The 15,873-nt window shown below is 66.3% G+C and carries 19 protein-coding genes; 11 read left to right on the top strand and 8 right to left on the bottom strand.

The annotated features are described in order from the left end of the window. Positions 1-2 precede the first annotated feature (2 nt). From WS69_RS35515 to WS69_RS18075, 3 genes are all read left to right on the top strand, one after another. Positions 3-374: a hydrolase gene (locus WS69_RS35515; RefSeq protein WP_082716286.1), complete on the top strand. Its 372-nt coding sequence runs from the start codon at positions 3-5 to the stop codon at positions 372-374. After that, positions 304-510 carry a hypothetical protein gene (locus WS69_RS33475; RefSeq protein ID WP_156438218.1) on the top strand — a complete coding sequence of 69 codons (207 nt, stop codon included), beginning with the start codon at positions 304-306 and terminating at the stop codon, positions 508-510. Before WS69_RS35515 ends, WS69_RS33475 begins: the two co-directional genes overlap by 71 nt. Positions 511-636: 126 nt before the next feature. After that, the gene (locus WS69_RS18075) at positions 637-1,308 is read left to right on the top strand and encodes a hypothetical protein (protein WP_059472097.1); all 672 of its coding nucleotides are present in this window, start codon (positions 637-639) and stop codon (positions 1,306-1,308) included. Positions 1,309-1,398: 90 nt separating this feature from the next. Here the strand turns inward: WS69_RS18075 and WS69_RS18070 are convergent, their stop codons facing one another. Both WS69_RS18070 and pcaQ read right to left on the bottom strand, forming a co-directional pair. Then, positions 1,399-1,824 (bottom strand): hypothetical protein, encoded by a 426-nt coding sequence (locus WS69_RS18070; RefSeq protein ID WP_156438216.1) that lies wholly within the window; start codon positions 1,822-1,824, stop codon positions 1,399-1,401. A gap of 10 nt (positions 1,825-1,834) precedes the next feature. Next, the gene (gene pcaQ / locus WS69_RS18065; protein WP_059472095.1) at positions 1,835-2,836 is read right to left on the bottom strand and encodes a pca operon transcription factor PcaQ; all 1,002 of its coding nucleotides are present in this window, start codon (positions 2,834-2,836) and stop codon (positions 1,835-1,837) included. A 107-nt stretch (positions 2,837-2,943) separates the two neighbouring features. Between pcaQ and pcaH the strand changes: the two genes are divergently transcribed. From pcaH to aepX, 3 genes are all read left to right on the top strand, one after another. Further along, positions 2,944-3,648: a protocatechuate 3,4-dioxygenase subunit beta gene (gene pcaH, locus WS69_RS18060; RefSeq protein WP_059472094.1), complete on the top strand. Its 705-nt coding sequence runs from the start codon at positions 2,944-2,946 to the stop codon at positions 3,646-3,648. A 2-nt stretch (positions 3,649-3,650) separates the two neighbouring features. Continuing rightward, on the top strand, positions 3,651-4,244 hold the full coding sequence (gene pcaG / locus WS69_RS18055; RefSeq protein WP_059472093.1) for a protocatechuate 3,4-dioxygenase subunit alpha: 594 nt from the start codon (positions 3,651-3,653) through the stop codon (positions 4,242-4,244). A gap of 547 nt (positions 4,245-4,791) precedes the next feature. After that, positions 4,792-5,703, top strand: a complete 912-nt coding sequence (gene aepX, locus WS69_RS18045) for a phosphoenolpyruvate mutase (RefSeq protein WP_059472091.1) — start codon at positions 4,792-4,794, stop codon at positions 5,701-5,703. A 1-nt stretch (position 5,704) separates the two neighbouring features. On the opposite strand, the gene WS69_RS18040 is transcribed toward aepX, so the two are convergent. Next, positions 5,705-6,145, bottom strand: coding sequence for a 6,7-dimethyl-8-ribityllumazine synthase (locus WS69_RS18040; RefSeq protein ID WP_197419279.1), 441 nt, complete (start codon positions 6,143-6,145; stop codon positions 5,705-5,707). Positions 6,146-6,211: 66 nt separating this feature from the next. Between WS69_RS18040 and WS69_RS18035 the strand changes: the two genes are divergently transcribed. The 4 genes from WS69_RS18035 to WS69_RS18020 all read left to right on the top strand — a co-directional run bounded on the left by WS69_RS18035 (position 6,212) and on the right by WS69_RS18020 (position 10,056). Beyond that, positions 6,212-6,967, top strand: coding sequence for a PHP-associated domain-containing protein (locus WS69_RS18035; RefSeq protein ID WP_059472090.1), 756 nt, complete (start codon positions 6,212-6,214; stop codon positions 6,965-6,967). A 40-nt stretch (positions 6,968-7,007) separates the two neighbouring features. Further along, positions 7,008-7,898, top strand: a complete 891-nt coding sequence (locus WS69_RS18030) for a 3-keto-5-aminohexanoate cleavage protein (protein ID WP_059472089.1) — start codon at positions 7,008-7,010, stop codon at positions 7,896-7,898. Between the two features lie 61 nt (positions 7,899-7,959). Further along, complete coding sequence (locus tag WS69_RS18025; protein ID WP_059472088.1) at positions 7,960-8,820, top strand: DMT family transporter; 861 nt, start codon at positions 7,960-7,962, stop codon at positions 8,818-8,820. A gap of 81 nt (positions 8,821-8,901) precedes the next feature. Then, a complete protein-coding gene (locus WS69_RS18020) occupies positions 8,902-10,056 on the top strand; it encodes a homocitrate synthase/isopropylmalate synthase family protein (protein WP_059472087.1) in 1,155 nt (384 codons plus the stop codon). Positions 10,057-10,135: 79 nt separating this feature from the next. Here the strand turns inward: WS69_RS18020 and WS69_RS18015 are convergent, their stop codons facing one another. The 4 genes from WS69_RS18015 to gsiC are packed head-to-tail and all read right to left on the bottom strand — an operon-like array spanning position 10,136 to position 13,974. Continuing rightward, positions 10,136-10,963 (bottom strand): M55 family metallopeptidase, encoded by an 828-nt coding sequence (locus WS69_RS18015; RefSeq protein ID WP_059472086.1) that lies wholly within the window; start codon positions 10,961-10,963, stop codon positions 10,136-10,138. After that, positions 10,963-12,141 (bottom strand): DmpA family aminopeptidase, encoded by a 1,179-nt coding sequence (locus WS69_RS18010; protein ID WP_059472085.1) that lies wholly within the window; start codon positions 12,139-12,141, stop codon positions 10,963-10,965. Before WS69_RS18010 ends, WS69_RS18015 begins: the two co-directional genes overlap by 1 nt. Further along, positions 12,141-13,046: a glutathione ABC transporter permease GsiD gene (gene gsiD / locus WS69_RS18005; RefSeq protein WP_059472084.1), complete on the bottom strand. Its 906-nt coding sequence runs from the start codon at positions 13,044-13,046 to the stop codon at positions 12,141-12,143. Before gsiD ends, WS69_RS18010 begins: the two co-directional genes overlap by 1 nt. A 7-nt stretch (positions 13,047-13,053) precedes the next feature. Beyond that, the gene (gene gsiC, locus WS69_RS18000; RefSeq protein WP_059472083.1) at positions 13,054-13,974 is read right to left on the bottom strand and encodes a glutathione ABC transporter permease GsiC; all 921 of its coding nucleotides are present in this window, start codon (positions 13,972-13,974) and stop codon (positions 13,054-13,056) included. A 45-nt stretch (positions 13,975-14,019) separates the two neighbouring features. Between gsiC and WS69_RS34860 the strand changes: the two genes are divergently transcribed. Next, positions 14,020-14,307, top strand: coding sequence for a hypothetical protein (locus tag WS69_RS34860; RefSeq protein ID WP_059472082.1), 288 nt, complete (start codon positions 14,020-14,022; stop codon positions 14,305-14,307). Here WS69_RS34860 and gsiB read toward each other — a convergent pair. Continuing rightward, positions 14,300-15,862 (bottom strand): glutathione ABC transporter substrate-binding protein GsiB, encoded by a 1,563-nt coding sequence (gene gsiB, locus WS69_RS17990; RefSeq protein WP_059472081.1) that lies wholly within the window; start codon positions 15,860-15,862, stop codon positions 14,300-14,302. The two genes, WS69_RS34860 and gsiB, sit on opposite strands and share 8 nt — an antisense overlap. Positions 15,863-15,873: the final 11 nt, after the last annotated feature.

Here is a 15,873-nt window from a genome sequence, read left to right as displayed (position 1 = left end):
CGGTGCGACGGCCCTCGCCGTCCGCGCAAGCCGGCATGTATCGATTTCATGCTTGTCTAGATGAGCGCGACGCGCTTCGTCACGGAAAAGATCGCCGGGCATTATCCCTGATGCGTGCCGCGCAACGCGCATCGGAAACGACGCGCGGTTGCGCGCCGCCGTGCCGAACCGGATCGGAATATTCCGACCGCGAAGAGTCTCGACATGCCGAATCGGCGACGCGAGCCAATCGATCGGAAGGCGTTTCGAATCGACGCCGCGAAATGCGGCGAGCGGCCATTTTATCGAACGTTCGGCGCCGTGTTGACCCTGCGCACGGCGATTCGACACACGTCGCGGGAAAGCGCTCAAGAACGCCGAATCGACGCCGATAACAACCCGCATGCACGCGATCGTTCAGCCGTTTCCGCCTCGCTTGCGCGATCGAACGCACCGCCGTCGCCGCCGTTCGACGATGCAATCGCACTCGCGCACGCGAACCCGACCGCCATGCTTTTTCGTCATGCGTGATTGCATGTCGCACGAAGCGCGCGCTTGAGAGCATCGATCGTTTCGCGAAACGAAACACCGAATCAACATCCATTCGGAATTGCAAACGCCGTAGCAGGACGTCTAATCCACTCTCTCATTTTCGCCATGGCAACCGCTAAATCGTCATCGTCCATTCCCACCGAATTCCTCTACATCGGCGCGGCCGGCGAGCACTACATCATGTCCGAGTGCTTCCGCCACAACATGGAGGCGTTCAAGCTGCCGATCGACAAGGGTTTCGATCTCGTCGTCACGCGCGCGTACCGGCATCTGTCGCGGCTCGACGATGCGCCGAAGCCGGTCGATCGCAGCGTGCCGGAAACGCCCGTCTACGTGCAGGTCAAGAGCCGCCAGGCCACGCCGATCGCGCCGTCGAAGGACAAAGGAGACCGGCCGAGCTGGGAAGGCTATTTCTCGATCAAGCCGTCCGATCTCGCGCTCATCTGCGCGACGCCCAATTCGGCGCTTGCGTGCGTGCTGTTCGTCGACACGCGCGGCGAACTGATGCGCAGCCGGACCGCCTATGCGTGGTGGATGTCGAGCGCGTACGTGAATCTGATGCGCGACAACGGACATTTCATCGAGATGCCGAACAAGGACACGCTCGAGCTATGGGTGCGCTACGTCGAGCCGGCGCCGGACAGCGGCTACAAGCAGAACACGTACATTTCGTTCTTCAAGCAATGCCAGATCAAAGGCTCGGAGCCGGGCAAGAAATCGAGCGGCTTTTTGCTGGCCGAAGAGCGGTTCGACTTCGGCCAGCTCGGCGCGGAATGAAGGGGCGGGCGCCGTTCGGCATTCGCCGTCGCCGTGCGCTGTTCATCGTTCTCCGTTCTCCGTTCGTCGTGCGCTGTTCACCGCTCACCGTCACCGTGTGACGGACGACGCGATGCGTTCCGTTTGCGGCAAAGCAAGCGCGCCGTGAATGTTGGATGGCGCGGCCGTCCGCATCGCGGCGAGCCGCCGCGTCGCGCGCGACATTATCGGTGGGATGCGCGGCCGACTGGCAATCACATCGAAGCACGCGTGTGATCGATGACGATGGAGCGAATCGCCGGCTCGGTTGAAGCAGTCGAAGCGCGTGAGGCGACCGAATCGGTCGACGTGGACGTGGACGTGGTTGACGTGGATGTGGATCTGGTCGATGTGGCCGACGTGGTCAACGTAATAGGAATAATCGAAGCGGCCGACGCGATCCAAATGCTCGGAATGACCGAATTGGCAAAAGTGGGCGAACACGCCACGGCGATCGACAAGCGCGCCGACGGAGCGCCGACTGAGCGCCAACCGCACGCATGCGACGTCAGGACTTGCGCCCGCCCCCGCCGCGCGTTTTCTTCGCAACGTCCCGCTCCCCGCGCCGTCGCCCGCCCGCCGCGCCGAGACGCCGCCGCGCAACGGCCCGCACCGCTTCGATCAGCGAGCGGGCGACGGGCGACGGCTGCGCGTCGGTGCGCAGGATCAAGCCGACCGGTTCGTCCGCGCCCTCGACAGGCAGTGCGAGCCGCACGAGCGTGCCGGCCGCGAGATCGTATTCGGCCGCATAGCGCGGCACGAACCAGACCGCGTCGTTCTCGAGCGCGAGCGCGCGCGCGACCGACACCGACAGCACCTCGACGAACGAATCGAGCGGCGGCGCGCCGCACGCACTCAGCAGCTGCTCGGCCGCCTGGCGGATCAGCGTGCCGTACGGCGGCAGCACGACCGGATAGCGCGCGAGCTGCGCGGCGGGCGCGGCGCTCGTCGCGAGCGGGTGGCCCGCGCGCACGACGGCGACGAGCGGCTCGTTGTACAAGTGCTCGAACGACAGCCCGACCATCCGCTCCGGGTCGGACAGCCGCCCGATCGCGCACTCGATCGCGCCGGACTTCAACCGCTCGAGCAGTTCGGCGTTCGCGACGGTCGTGACCCGCACGACCGCGCGCGGCCATTCGTTCGCGAGCGCCTTCAGCACGGCGGGCGCGAGCGACGCGGCGACGGTCGGCAGCATGCCGATTTCGAGCGTCGCGGCCGCGCCGCCGCTCTCGCGCGCGAGGAGACCGACGCCCTGCCGCAGCGCGAGCACGCACGCGCTCGCATGCGGAATGAACAACTGCCCCTCGCGCGTCGGCCGCGCGCCGTGCCGGCCGCGCTCGAACAGCTTCACGCCGAGGATCGCCTCGAACTCGGCGATCGTCTTCGACACGGCCGGCTGCGTGATCGACAGGCTTTGCGCGGCCTTCTGCACGCTGGCGAACTGCGCGACGGCGAGAAAGCACTGCAGGTGCCGGAATTTGACCCGGCCGTCGGCGATCCGATGTTGCATAACGTCTGGTTATACGATCAGCGATAAAACATCATTTTGCATAACTTTCTCGATTAGCTAAAGTCCTTCCATTCCGCTTTGACAACCATCAATCTGGAGACGACTCGATGGATTCCTCGACGCTCGCGCCGCGCGACTGGCCGTCGCATCCCGCGTACATTCATCCGCCGTACCGTTCGTCGGTGAAGCGCGGCCCGACCCAGCCGCTGATTCCGCTGAAGGACAAGCTGCGCAACCAGCACGCGCCCGTCTACGGCGCCGACGACCTCGGTCCGCTCGACCACGACCTGACGAAGAACGCGGCGAGGAACGGCGAGCCGCTCGGCGAGCGGATCATCGTCACGGGCCGCGTGCTCGACGAAGGCGGCAAGCCGGTGCGCGACACGCTCGTCGAGGTGTGGCAGGCGAATGCCGCAGGCCGATACGTGCACAAGGCCGACCAGCACGACGCGCCGCTCGACCCGAACTTCCTCGGCGCGGGCCGGTGCCTCACCGACGAGAACGGCCGCTATCGCTTCCTGACGATCAAGCCGGGCGCATATCCGTGGGGCAACCACCCGAACGCATGGCGGCCGAACCACATCCACTTCTCGCTGTTCGGCGACTACTTCGGTTCGCGGCTCGTCACGCAGATGTATTTTCCGGGCGATCCGCTGCTCGCGCTCGACCCGATCTTCCTGGGTACGCCCGAGGACGCACGCGATCGCCTGATCTCGCGTTTCTCGATCGACACGACCGAAGAAGGCTTTGCGCTCGGCTACGAATTCGATATCGTGCTGCGCGGCCGCGACGCCACCCCGATGGAGCGCTGAGCATGACGACGCTGAAACAGACCCCTTCTCAGACCGTCGGCCCGTACTTCGCGTACGGCCTCTGCCCGCAACAGTACAACTACGACCTGAAGAGCCTCTTCATGCCCGTGATCGCGACGCCCGAAGCGGCGGGCGAGCATATCGTGCTCGTCGGCCGCGTGTTCGACGGCGACGGCAACGCCGTCGGCGACGCGATGCTCGAGTTCACGCAGGTCGACGGCGCGGGCCGCTATCCGGCGTCGCGCGAAGAAGCCGCTGCGAGCGGTTTTTGCGGCTTCGCGCGCGTCGGCACGGGCACGGATGCGCAGAACCGCTTCGTCGTCCATACGGTGAAGCCGGCTCGCACGTCGGAGACGGACGCGCCGCATGTCGACGTGACGGTGATGATGCGCGGGATTCTCACGCACGCGTTCACGCGGATCTACTTCGACGACGAAGCGGCCGCGAACGAAACCGATGCGGTGCTTGCAAGCGTGCCCGCCGCGCGTCGAGCGACGCTGATCGCGAAGCGCGACGCACAGGCGAACGGCGTGGCGATCTATCGCTTCGACATCCGCATGCAGGGCGAGCAGGAGACGGTGTTCTTCGACGTCTGAACGCCAAACGCCGCGGGACGCGCGAAAGCGGCCCGCGGCGCGCGAATCGCCCGGCCGGCACCCGCCGCCGGCTTCTTTTCCCTTTTCCTCTTGTCGACGAAGACAGTCGCCCTGCGCCATCGCTCGCCGCGCTCGCTTCGTTCGCTCCGCCCGCTTTTTCCTAGCCGCGATGGCCGCGGCGTTGCGCGGAATCGAGTCAATCATGGTTGACGACTCGACACAAAACGCAACGCGATCGCCGCGCATCGGCGGCATGGTCCTCGCACGGTCGACCGACCTTCGACGGCCTGGCCTCCCACCGCCCCGCACCCTCGTCTTTCTCATACGGTCCGTCGATACGGCGATCAGAATCGTTTTTTTGCATTCGAAATAAAAACAAACCGGATTGACCGATTTGAAATTACGCGCCGCCCTTATTCCCATAAAAGTAATTTCAATATTCCAAAAACAAACACCGTCATCATCTTGACATACTTGCATCACGACCTAGACTCGTTAATAAATTTATTCCGCTTTAAAAGTCCCCCATCATCGTCAAATCACAAAAATGCCAAATTCTTACAAACGCCCGACAAATTCGAATCGCGTATCCCTATTCAGGAATCAGATCCGGAATAAAAAATGCGTCAGGATAATCGAGTCATTCAGCCCGTTGAGCGCGCTGATCATCGAATCGCTCCGCAGCGGCCAGGACGGCGCGGAAATCCGCTATGACGGCTTCTGGTCGAGCTCGCTCACCGATTCGACATTGCGAGGCAAGCCGGACATCGAATTGCTCGACATACGCAGCCGCCTTTCGAACATTTCCGAAATCTTCGAAAACACCAATCTTCCGTTGATCATGGACGGAGATACCGGCGGGCAGCCCGAGCATCTCGCGATCAACGTTCCATTGATCGAGGCGGCCGGCGTATCGGCCGTGATCATCGAAGACAAGATCGGGCTGAAGCGGAATTCGCTGTTGGGCAACGACGTGTTTCAGGAACAGGCGTCTCCCGACGATTTCTGCGAGAAAATCGAGATCGCCAGGCGCGCCAAGCTCAACGACGACTTCATGGTGATCGCGCGCATCGAAAGCCTGATACTCGACAAGGGCATCGACGATGCGCTCCTGCGCGCCTGCCGATACACCGAGGCGGGCGTGGACGGCGTCATGATCCATAGCCGCCGGAGCTCGCCCGCCGAGGTATTCGAGTTCGCGCGCCGTTACCGGCGCGCGTTCCCGTCGACGCCGCTCGTCTGCGTGCCGACGAGCTACAACGACGTGCATTTCAGCGAGCTGGCGGGCGTCGGGTTCAACGTCGTCATCTACGCGAATCACCTGTTGCGCGCCGCGTATCCCGCGATGCGGCGGGCCGCGCAAGGCATCCTCGAGAACGGCAGATCGCTGGAAATCGAATCCATGCTGTTGCCGATCAGGGATGTCTTGTCACTCATCCCGGGGCCGAGCCCCGGTTGATTCACAGCATCGCGCAGACCGCCTTCAGCGCATTGGCCGCGTAAAGGCGCAATCGAGGCGGAATCTGATGCGATTGAATGTCGGGGCCGAGAATGCCGACGCCGACGGGTTTCATGAATTCCAGCTGCAAATCGACGAGAGAACGGATCACGGCCTGCGCCATCACGAGCCCATGCTGAGTTTCGCCCTTTTCGATGATTCCGAGAACGACGACCGCATCGACGTTCTCTTCCATCAGCGCACGCTTGGTGGCAAGCGGCTTTTCCATGGAGCCCGGCACGCCTTTCTCGTAGACGATCTCGGCCCCCGCCGCGAGCGCTTCGGCTCGCACCGCGTCGCGCATTTGCGCCGCTTCGCTTTCGTGATAAGTGCCGTAAATGACTGCAATTCTTTTCATGTTGCCCTCGTTATGAAGGAGCCTGACTTCGACACCGACGGTCATTCGCCGGCATTGGCCGCGACGCTCGATTGATTCATTCTCGCATAACTCTTTTTAAAGGATGATCGAATGAAACTCGATACGCACGTTCATCTTCTTCCCGGCAAAAGCGCGTCGCCGGATTGGGACGAGATCCGCTTCACGCTCGACGCTGCGCGCCACGACGGACTCGACGCGGTATGCATCTGCGAACACCTGGACGCGACGCATTACCACGCGTTGCTCGCCGATCTGTTCGACCGCAACGTGCTCGCCGGCACGCCGCTTTCCGCCGGCGTGCTTCGTCTCCCCGGCGGCCTCACGGTCAGCGCCGGCGCCGAGGTGTCGCTGCGCGGCGGCGGCGACGCCGGCGTTCACGCGGCGCCGTCGACGCTGCGCGCGCTCGATTCTCAAAAAGGGGCCTACGCCCTGCCCGCGCTGCTCGACGCGCTCGACGCCACGGGCGAGCCTTACGCGATCGTCGCGCACCACGTCTACTTCCATCACAAGTGGATCGACGAGTTGCCGGCCGTCGGCGGCCGCCTCGATGCGATCGAGTTGCCCGCCAAGGATCTCGGCGCATCGGATCGATACCGCAGCCTCGCGTCGCGACTCGAATTGCCGCTCGTGGGCGGCGGAGACGGACATACGTGGCTGCAGATCGGCGCGTGCTACACGTTCGTTCCGGACGACGCATGGTCGAGCGGCGCCGGCTTCTCCGTGCCGCGCTTCAAGGACGCGCTGAAGGCTCGTCACGCCGAGCCCGTTCCCGTTCCGGGCGCGGACCGGTTCATCAGGATGTCCCGCCTCTATCGCGATCGAATCAATCGCGCGACGCCGCAATGACGGCGCGCGCAGGACCGCCCCATTTCGGAGGACTGACCACATGACGAAGCGAAAAACCATCCTGACCTGCGCCGTGACGGGCAGCCAGACCCGCCAGGACCAGAATCCCAATTTGCCGATCACGCCTCGGCAAATCGCGGAATCGTCGCTCGAAGCGGCCGACGCCGGCGCGGCGGTCGTCCATCTGCATGTGCGCGACCCGCACACGGGCAAGGCGTCGATGGACATCGGGCATTACCGCGAGGTCGTCGAGCGCATTCGCGAGCGGAATCCGGCGCTGATCCTCAACATCACGACCGGGCCGGGCGGACGTTTTCAGCCGGGAGAGCCCGACCCGCTCGTCCCCGGCCCCCGCACGAACCTTCTGCCGCCGGAACGGCGCGTCGCGCATCTCGGCGTGCTGCGTCCCGACATCGCGACCGTCGATCTGGACACGATGTTTTTCGGCGGCGACGTCGTCATCAATACGCCGGCGAGCATCCGGACCATCGCGCGCGCGATCTACGAGACGGGCGCGATCCCCGAGCTGGAACTCTTCGACAGCGGCAACCTGCATCTCGCGCGCGATCTGTTCGACGACGGCACGTTCAGTCATCCGGCGATCGCGAGCCTCATCGTCGGCATCAAATACGGCATGCCGGCGACGCCGGAGGCGCTCGTCTTCGCGAAGTCGCTGCTGCCGCCCGGCGTCGAATGGACCGGGTTCTCGATCGGCCGGCACGCATTTCCGATGCTCGCGCAATCGTTCATCCTCGGCGGACACGTCCGGATCGGCATGGAAGACACGATCTACATCGACAAGGGCAAGCTCGCGTCCGGCAACGCCGAATTGGTCGACAGGGCGAAGTGGATCGTCGAGCGCCTCGGCGGCGAGCTCGCGTCCGCCGAGGAGGCGCGCGTGCAGCTGGGGCTCGAGACGCAGCCAGCCTGAACGATCCGTCCCGGCCGCGTTGCGCCGCCCGGCCGGCTCGCCAACTCTCACGGGAGTTCCCTTGCCTTTCTCCGTCATCCTGATCGTCCTGTTCGCCGCGTTGCTGCACGCGACCTGGAACGCGCTGATTCGCAGCAGTGGAAGCCGCCTCTGGTCGTCGACCGTCCTGTGCATCGCGATGGGCCTCTTCGCACTGTGCTTCGTTCCGCTGCGGCCGATTCCGCCGCGCGACAGCTGGGCCTGCATCGTCGCTTCCGCCGTGCTGCACGTCGTGTACAACCTGATGCTCGTGCGCGCGTACCAGCGAGGCGAATTGAGCGTCGCCTATCCGATCGCGCGCGGCACGTCGCCCGTGCTCGTCACGACGGGCGCGGCGCTGTTCGTGGGCGAACGCATCGGCGCGCCGACGCTGCTCGGCCTGCTGCTGATCTCGGGCGGCATCTTCGCCGTGGGCCTCGACCGGCGCGCGCTCGGCGACGATGCATGGACGCGCGCGCTGCCCGACGCGCTCGGCACCGGCGCGTCGATCGCCGCGTACAGCGTCGTGGACGGCATCGGCGCGCGCGCGGCCGGCGACAGCATCGGCTACGCGGCGTGGATGTTTGCGCTCACCGCGCTGATGATGCTGCCGACCTACTGGCTGCTCGAAGGACGCCTGACGCTCGGCGGCCGCAAACGGGAACTGGTCAAGGCGGGCTTCGGCGGCATGTCGGCCGCGCTCGGCTACGGCATCGTCATCTGGGCGATGAAGCAAGGCGCGATGGGGCCCGTGTCGTCGCTGCGGGAAACGAGCGTGGTGTTCGCGGCGCTGATCGGACGTTTCTTTCTGTCCGAGCCGGCTTCGGCCAGGAAGGTGCTGGGCTGCTCGATCATCACGACGGGCACCTTCCTGATCGGCTTTTCCGGCGCGTTGACGAAGTAGGCGGACCTCGCATGAACGACGGCGCGCGCGGCCGCGCGCGACGGCGTTCGGCATCCCAATCAATCTCAACGGAGCATCGCCATGCATGCAATCATCTTGGAAGACACGACGCTGCGGGACGGCGAGCAATCGCCCGGAATCGCGTTTTCGAGGCCGCGCAAGAAAGCGATCTTCGGCGCGCTCGTCGATGCGGGCGTCCGCTGGCTCGAAATCGGCATTCCGGCGATGGGCGGCGAGGAGCTGCTCACCATCCGGGAATTGCTCGAACGAAAGAACGAAGCGCATCTCGTCGGCTGGAACCGCGGCGTGCGCAACGATGTCGAGCAGTCGCTCGACCTCGGATTCGAGGCGATCCACATCGGCTTGCCGACGTCGGCCATTCATCTGAACGACAGCGTCAAGAAGGATCGCCAATGGCTGCTCGACAGCTCCGCCGATCTCGTGAAGCTCGCGAAGGATCGCGGCGCGTTCGTGTCGATCAGCGCGGAGGACGTCGGCCGCTCAGACATTTCGTTCGTCGAAGCGTATGCCGCACACGTCGCGCGCGCAGGCGCGGACCGCATCCGGCTGTCCGACACGATAGGCATCCTGACGCCCGAGCAGTACGGGGACATCGTCGCGCGCGTGAAGCGCGCATCGGGCATCGCGGTGCAATGCCACGCGCACAACGATTTCGGATTCGCGACCGCCAATACGATCGCCGGGCTGCTCGCCGGCGCGACGTTCTTCCACGTCACCGTCAACGGTATCGGCGAGCGTGCAGGCATGCCCGATCTCGCGCAAACGGCGATGGCGCTGCAGCGGCTCTACCACGCGGACCTCGGCATCGACACGACGAAGCTCATCGCGCTCAGCCGGCTCGTCAGCGAAGCGTCGCACGTGCCTTGCCCGCCGTGGCAGCCGGTCGTCGGCGGCAACGTGTTCGCGCACGAGTCCGGCATCCACGCGAACGGCACGCTGCGCAACAGCAGCGCGTTCGAGCCGTTTCCGCCGGAAATCGTCGGCGGCGAACGGCGGATCGTCATCGGCAAGCATTCCGGCCGCGCTTCGATCGCGCATGTGCTCGAGCAACGGGGCATTCGCGCGGCGGACGCGGAATTGGGCGCATGCCTCGACGAAGTGCGCACGCAGTCGATGCATCGCGAGCGCGCGCTCGACGTGGACGAACTGCTCGGCATCTATGCGTCGGTTCACGCGGGATTCGAGCGAGCGAGCGCGTCGCCGCTCGGGCGCTAGCGACAGGTCGTTCGCGTTTCGTCGCCGCGCGCCGCGACGCGCCGCACGCTCGGCGCCCGGCATGCGCGGAACGCGCCGCTCAACGCAGCATGAACGACATCGCCGACAGACAGTTCAACGTCCGCACGACGTGCTCGATCGACGGCGCAGAGAACCGCAGCGTGACCGCGTCGACACGTTCGAGCGACGGCCATAGGCAAAACAGATCGGCGGCCGCGACGGTCTGCGTCTGCAGCTCGCCGATCGCCGCGCGCGGCGCGCGCGGACGCGCCATGCGCGCGACCTCGCGCGCCTGCTCGACCGCCTGCCGCGCCGCGACGCCGAGCGCCGCGCACGCGGCGGCGGGCGTCATCGACGCGCCGCTCGCGAACCCCGTCGCCTCCTTCACGGTCACGAAGCGCGCCGCCGGAAACAGCGGCCGCGTCTCGTCGACGAATACGTCGTCGCCGGACAGCAGCACGACGTGCGCGCCGTACTCGTGCGCAAGCGCGCCATAGAGTCCCGCTTCGCCGATTTCACGTCCGTCGAGCAGCACGCGCGCGAACGCGAAGCTGTTGATCGTGTGCGCGAGCAGGCCGCGCGTCTGCGCCTTCGCGTGATAGCCGATCATGAACACGAGATCCGGCCCGCCTTCGAGGCCCGCCATCATCCCGAGCGTGCGCGGCTTGCCGAGCACGACGCGCGCGCGGGCGTCGAGGCCGTCCGGCAGCAGGTTGCGAAAGCCGCCGTGCGAATCGTTGACCCACACGCGCGTCGCGCCGCCCGCGAACGCGCCTTCGACGGCAGCGTTCGCCTCGGCCGTCATCCAGCGGCGCGCGCGTTCGTATTCGGGATTGCCCGCGCGCGTCTGCTCGACGCTCACGACGCCCGCGATCCCTTCGATATCGGTCGAAATCAGGACTTTCATCAGTCTCCCGCGCGCGATTCGCGCAGCCATCGTTCGAGTTCCGGCGCCGCGTCGCGCAGCGCGCGGCGCGCATGGCCGTCGCGGCCCGCGACGCGCGTCGCCTGCCACAGCGCGTCGACGATCGCCTGCTCGACGCTGTCGGCCGCGGCGGCGAACAGCGGATCGAGCGCCGCATCGGCGACGAGCGCCGGCAGCGCGACGCGCTCGGCGTCGTGCGGCACCGTGTATGCGGTCGAGAACGCGAGCGCGATGTCGCCGCTGCCGTGGCCGTACACCGACCCCGTCCGCGCAAGGCCCGCAGCCGCGCGCAGCGCGACGCGCTTCAGCTGCCGCGACGACAGCGGCGCGTCGGTCGCAACGAGCATGATGATCGAGCCCTGCTCGGGCGGCGGCGCGTCCGGATGCGAAGCGGCGGCGTCCGGCGCGCCGCGCGGCGCGATCCCGCCGCCCGCGCCATCCGGATCGCCCGAACGGCCCGCCTTGCCTGAGCCGCCCGCATCCCGCCCGGCGATCATCCGGCCGACCGGCACGCCCGCGATCGTCAGCATCGGCAGGCGTCCGAAATTCGCGAGCACGAGCGCGCCGACCGTCCACGCGTCGCCCGCCGCGCGCACGACGCGCGACGCCGAGCCGATCCCGCCTTTCAGGTCGAAGCACGACATCCCGCGCCCCGCGCCGACCGCGCCGCGCGCGAACCCGGGCCGCGCGTCGGCGAGCGCCTGCGCGTAATGCGCGGGCGTCACCGCGAACGCGTGCAGATCGTTCAGATAGCCGTCGTTGCACTCGAACACGAGCGGATTGACAGTCGGCCATGCGCGGCCGATCCGCGGATTCGCGTCGATCGCCGCACGGATCTGCGCGTGCGCGACCGCGGCGACGCCGAACGTGTTCGTCAGCGCGAGCGGCGTCTCGACCACGCCGAGCTCGTCGACCTGCATGAGCCCGATGCTCTTGCCGAAGCCGTTGATCACCGCGGCGGCGGCGGGCGCCTTGTCGCGATAGACGTCGCCCGCGTGCGGCCGCACGACGGTCACGCCGGTCTGCACGCCGTGCGCGTCGAGCGTCGCGTGGCCGACCGTCACGCCCGCGACGTCGGCGAGGCTGCCGAGCGGCCCGGCAGGCAGCGCGCCGACGTGCGGCGCCGCCGCGGCCGGCGCGCGTTCGGAAGACGCGCCCATCACTGCCGTTCCAGCTTCGGATCGAGCGCGTCGCGCAGCCCGTCGCCGAGCAGGTTGAATGCGAGCACGGTCAGAAAAATCGCGATGCTCGGAAAGAGCGCGACGTGCGGCGCGTTGACCATGTCGGCGCGCGCCTCGTTGAGCATCGCGCCCCACTCGGGCGTCGGCGGCTGCGCGCCGAGGCCGAGGAACGACAGGCTCGCCGCCGTGATGATCGACGTGCCGATCCGCATCGTGAAGTAGACGACGACCGACGACACCGTGCCCGGCAGGACGTGCCGCATGATGATCGTCCGATCGGACGCGCCGATGCTGCGCGCGGCCTCGACGTAGGTCATCTGCTTGAGCGCGAGCGTGTTGCCGCGCACGAGCCGCGCGAACGCGGGCACGCTGAACACGGCCACCGCGCAGATCACGTTGATCATCCCGTTGCCGAGGATCGCGACGACGCCGATCGCGAGCAGGATCCCCGGAAACGCGAACAGCACGTCGGCGACGCGCATCGTCGCGCGGTCCCACCAGCCTTCGTAGTAGCCGGCGAGCAGGCCGAAGAGCGTGCCGATCACGGCGCCGAGCGCGACCGAGAAGAAGCCTGCGGCGAGCGAGATCCGCGCGCCCGCGACGATCCGGCTGAAGATGTCGCGTCCGAGCGAATCGACGCCGAACCAGTGCGCGGCCGACGGCCCCGCGTTCAGTGCATCGTAGTCGAAATAGTTCTCCGGATCGTACGGCACGAAATGCGGGCCGACGATCGCGACGACGACGAGCAGCAGCACGAACGCGCCCGCCGCGAGCGCGACGTGCTGCTTCCTGAACTTGCGCCAGAATTCGCTCCACGGCGTGCGGATCGCGGTCGACGCGACGGCAGTGGCGGACGCGGAAGGGGTGGGAACAGTCGCGTTCATGCGCGCCTCACTTGAAACGGATCGTCGGATTGATGACCGCGTACAGCACGTCGACGGTCAGATTGATCAGGATGAACTCGAGCGAGAACAGCAGCACGATCGCCTGGATCACCGGGTAGTCGCGCATCGTCACCGCATCGACGAGGAGGCGCCCGAGCCCCGGCCAGTTGAACACCGCCTCGACGACGATCGACCCGCCGAGCAGAAAGCCGAACTGCAGCCCCATCATCGTGACGACCGGAATCATCGCGTTGCGCAGGCAGTGCTTCAGCACGACCAGCGGCTCGCGCACGCCTTTCGCGCGCGCGGTGCGCACGAAATCCTCGTGCAGCACTTCGGCGAACGACGCGCGCGTGAAGCGCGCCATCACCGCCGCCACGGCCGCGCCGAGCGTCAGCGACGGCAGCACGTAGCTCCGCCACGAGCCGTCCGGCACGACGGGCAGCCAGCCGAGCTTCACCGAGAACACTTCCATCAGCAGCATCCCGAGCGCGAACGCCGGAAACGAGATGCCCGACACCGCGAGCGTCATCCCGATGCGGTCCGGCCAGCGGTTGCGCCACACGGCCGACGCGATGCCGATCGCCATCCCGAAGAGCGTCGCCCAGACCATGCTGACGAGGGTCAGCGACAGCGTCGGCATGAAGCGCTCGCCGATCTCGGTCGAAACAGGCCGCCTGCTGCGCGTCGACGTGCCGAAATCGAAATGCGCGATCCGCACGAAGAAGTTCGCGAACTGCGTCGGCAGCGGCTTGTCGAGGCCGAGGTCGGCGCGCACGAGCGCGACCGTCGCGTCGTCGGCCTCGGGACCGGCCGCGAGCCGCGCGGGATCGCCCGGCAGCAGGTGGACGAACAGGAACACCAGCACCGCGACGCTCACGAGCGTCGGCAGGAGCCCGAACAATCGTTTGACCAGAAAATTCAGCATGCGCTTGCACCTCGATGCGGCGCGCGGTCGGACCGCGCGCCGCCTATGCCCGAAGCGACCGGACCGTTCGGACCGTTCGAATCGTTCGAATCGTTCGAATCGTTCGAATCGTTCGGACCGTTCGGACCGTTCGGACCGTTCGGACCGTTCGGACCGTTCGAATCGTTCGAATCGTTCGAATCGTTCGAATCGTTCGGACCGTTCGGACCGTTCGGACCGTTCGGACCGTTCGGATCGTTCGAATCGTTCGAATCGTTCGGACCGTTCGAATCGTTCGAATCGTTCGGACCGTTCGGACCGTTCGAATCGCCCGGGTCGTTTCGCGTCACTTGATCGCGATCTCGTCGAAGTTGAACGAGCCGTCGGGCATCACGTACGCGCCCTGCAGACGCTTGCTGCGCGCATAGACGATCTTCTCCTGCACGAGCGGAATCCACGGCGCGTCGGACCAGATGCGCTTTTGCGCGTCCGCATACAGCTCGGCCTTCTTCGCGCGATCGGTCGTCGCGAGCGCCTTCGCGAGATCGGCGTCGACCGCGTCGTTCCTGTAGTACGCGGTATTCACGAGCTTCGGCGGAAACGACGCGGAAGCCAGCAGCGGCGTGATCGCCCAGTCCGACTCGCCCGTCGACGCGGACCAGCCGATGTAGTACATCCGCACGGGCGCCTTCGCCGGGTCCTGCGCGCTCTCGACTTTCGCGACCCGCTCACCCGCCTCGAGCGCCTGCACCTGCGCCTTCACGCCCACTTGCGCGAGCTGCTGCTGGACGAACTGGATCGCCTTTTGCGACGTCGAGTTGTTGTACGCGGACCAGAGCGTCGTCTCGAAGCCGTTCGGATAGCCCGCCTCCTTCAGCAGCGCGCGCGCCTTCGCCGGATCGTACGGCCACGGGCCGAGCTTCACTGCGTAGTCGACGCCCTGCGGCACGATGCCCGTCGCGGGCGTCGCGTTGCCGGCGAACGCGACCTTCGCGAGCGCATCCTTGTTGACCGCGTAATTGAGCGCCTGGCGGACCTTCGGGTTGTCGAACGGCTTTTGCATCATGTTCAGGCTGACATAGCGCTGGATGATCGACGTGCGCTCGATCACGTCGACCTTCGCGTTCGCCTTCAGGTCGGCCGTCTGCTCGAACGGAATGCGGAACGCGAAGTCGGCCTCGCCCGTCTTCATCAGCGCGGCGCGCGTGTTGTTGTCGACGACGGGCTTCCAGTCGATCGCATCGATCTTCGGATAGCCCGGCTTCCAGTAGGCGGCGAACTTCTTCACCTTCAGGTCGTCGGTCTGCTTCCATTCGACGAACTCGAACGGGCCGGTGCCGACCGGATGCAGCGCGATGTCGCGCCCGTATTTCTTCAGCGCGGCGGGCGAGATCATCACGGCGGACGGGTGCGCGAGCACGTTGATGAACGCGGAGAACGGCTCGGTCAGCGTGACCTTCACCGTGTACGGATCGACGACCTCGGTCTTCGCGATCCGGCGGAACAGGTTGTAGCGCTTGAGCTTGTTCGCCGGATCGGTCACGCGGTCGAAGTTCGCCTTCACCGCGGCGGCGGTGAAATCGGTGCCGTCCTGGAACTTCACGCTCTGGCGCAGCTTGATCGTGTAGACCTTCGCGTCGGGGCTCGCGTCGTAGCCGGTCGCAAGCACGTTCACGAGCTTCATGTCCTTGTCGAAGCCAAACAGGCCCTGATAGAACGACTTCGACACCGCCTGCGACAGCGTGTCGTTCGAATCGTACGGGTCGAGCGTCGTGAACGTCGAATCGACGGCCATCACAGCGGTCCGCTCGGCGAACGCGAGCGAGGCGGACGACATCGCGATGACGCCTGCGCAGGCGGCGATCAGCGCGCGCGGCGAGAATGGCAAGAACGAATGCGGCATAGTCATGTGTGGGCTCC

It is taken from the genome of Burkholderia sp. BDU5, assembly GCF_001522845.1.
In the GTDB taxonomy this organism is placed as follows: domain Bacteria; phylum Pseudomonadota; class Gammaproteobacteria; order Burkholderiales; family Burkholderiaceae; genus Burkholderia; species Burkholderia mayonis.
The sequence above is the reverse complement of the archived record's forward strand: the minus strand, read 5'-3'. Positions and strand labels throughout refer to the sequence as shown.

Excerpts from the sequence above, each read along its gene's own strand:
- pcaH (WP_059472094.1), top strand. The coding sequence starts at position 2,944 with ATGGATTCCTCGACGCTCGCGCCGCGCGACTGGCCGTCGCATCCCGCG.
- aepX (WP_059472091.1), top strand. The coding sequence starts at position 4,792 with ATGCCAAATTCTTACAAACGCCCGACAAATTCGAATCGCGTATCCCTA.
- pcaG (WP_059472093.1), top strand. The coding sequence starts at position 3,651 with ATGACGACGCTGAAACAGACCCCTTCTCAGACCGTCGGCCCGTACTTC.
- WS69_RS18015 (WP_059472086.1), bottom strand. The coding sequence starts at position 10,963 with ATGAAAGTCCTGATTTCGACCGATATCGAAGGGATCGCGGGCGTCGTG.
- WS69_RS18035 (WP_059472090.1), top strand. The coding sequence starts at position 6,212 with ATGAAACTCGATACGCACGTTCATCTTCTTCCCGGCAAAAGCGCGTCG.
- WS69_RS34860 (WP_059472082.1), top strand. The coding sequence starts at position 14,020 with ATGCCCGAAGCGACCGGACCGTTCGGACCGTTCGAATCGTTCGAATCG.
- gsiC (WP_059472083.1), bottom strand. The coding sequence starts at position 13,974 with ATGCTGAATTTTCTGGTCAAACGATTGTTCGGGCTCCTGCCGACGCTC.
- WS69_RS18010 (WP_059472085.1), bottom strand. The coding sequence starts at position 12,141 with ATGGGCGCGTCTTCCGAACGCGCGCCGGCCGCGGCGGCGCCGCACGTC.
- gsiD (WP_059472084.1), bottom strand. The coding sequence starts at position 13,046 with ATGAACGCGACTGTTCCCACCCCTTCCGCGTCCGCCACTGCCGTCGCG.
- WS69_RS18075 (WP_059472097.1), top strand. The coding sequence starts at position 637 with ATGGCAACCGCTAAATCGTCATCGTCCATTCCCACCGAATTCCTCTAC.
- gsiB (WP_059472081.1), bottom strand. The coding sequence starts at position 15,862 with ATGACTATGCCGCATTCGTTCTTGCCATTCTCGCCGCGCGCGCTGATC.
- WS69_RS18030 (WP_059472089.1), top strand. The coding sequence starts at position 7,008 with ATGACGAAGCGAAAAACCATCCTGACCTGCGCCGTGACGGGCAGCCAG.
- WS69_RS18020 (WP_059472087.1), top strand. The coding sequence starts at position 8,902 with ATGCATGCAATCATCTTGGAAGACACGACGCTGCGGGACGGCGAGCAA.
- pcaQ (WP_059472095.1), bottom strand. The coding sequence starts at position 2,836 with ATGCAACATCGGATCGCCGACGGCCGGGTCAAATTCCGGCACCTGCAG.
- WS69_RS18040 (WP_197419279.1), bottom strand. The coding sequence starts at position 6,145 with ATGACCGTCGGTGTCGAAGTCAGGCTCCTTCATAACGAGGGCAACATG.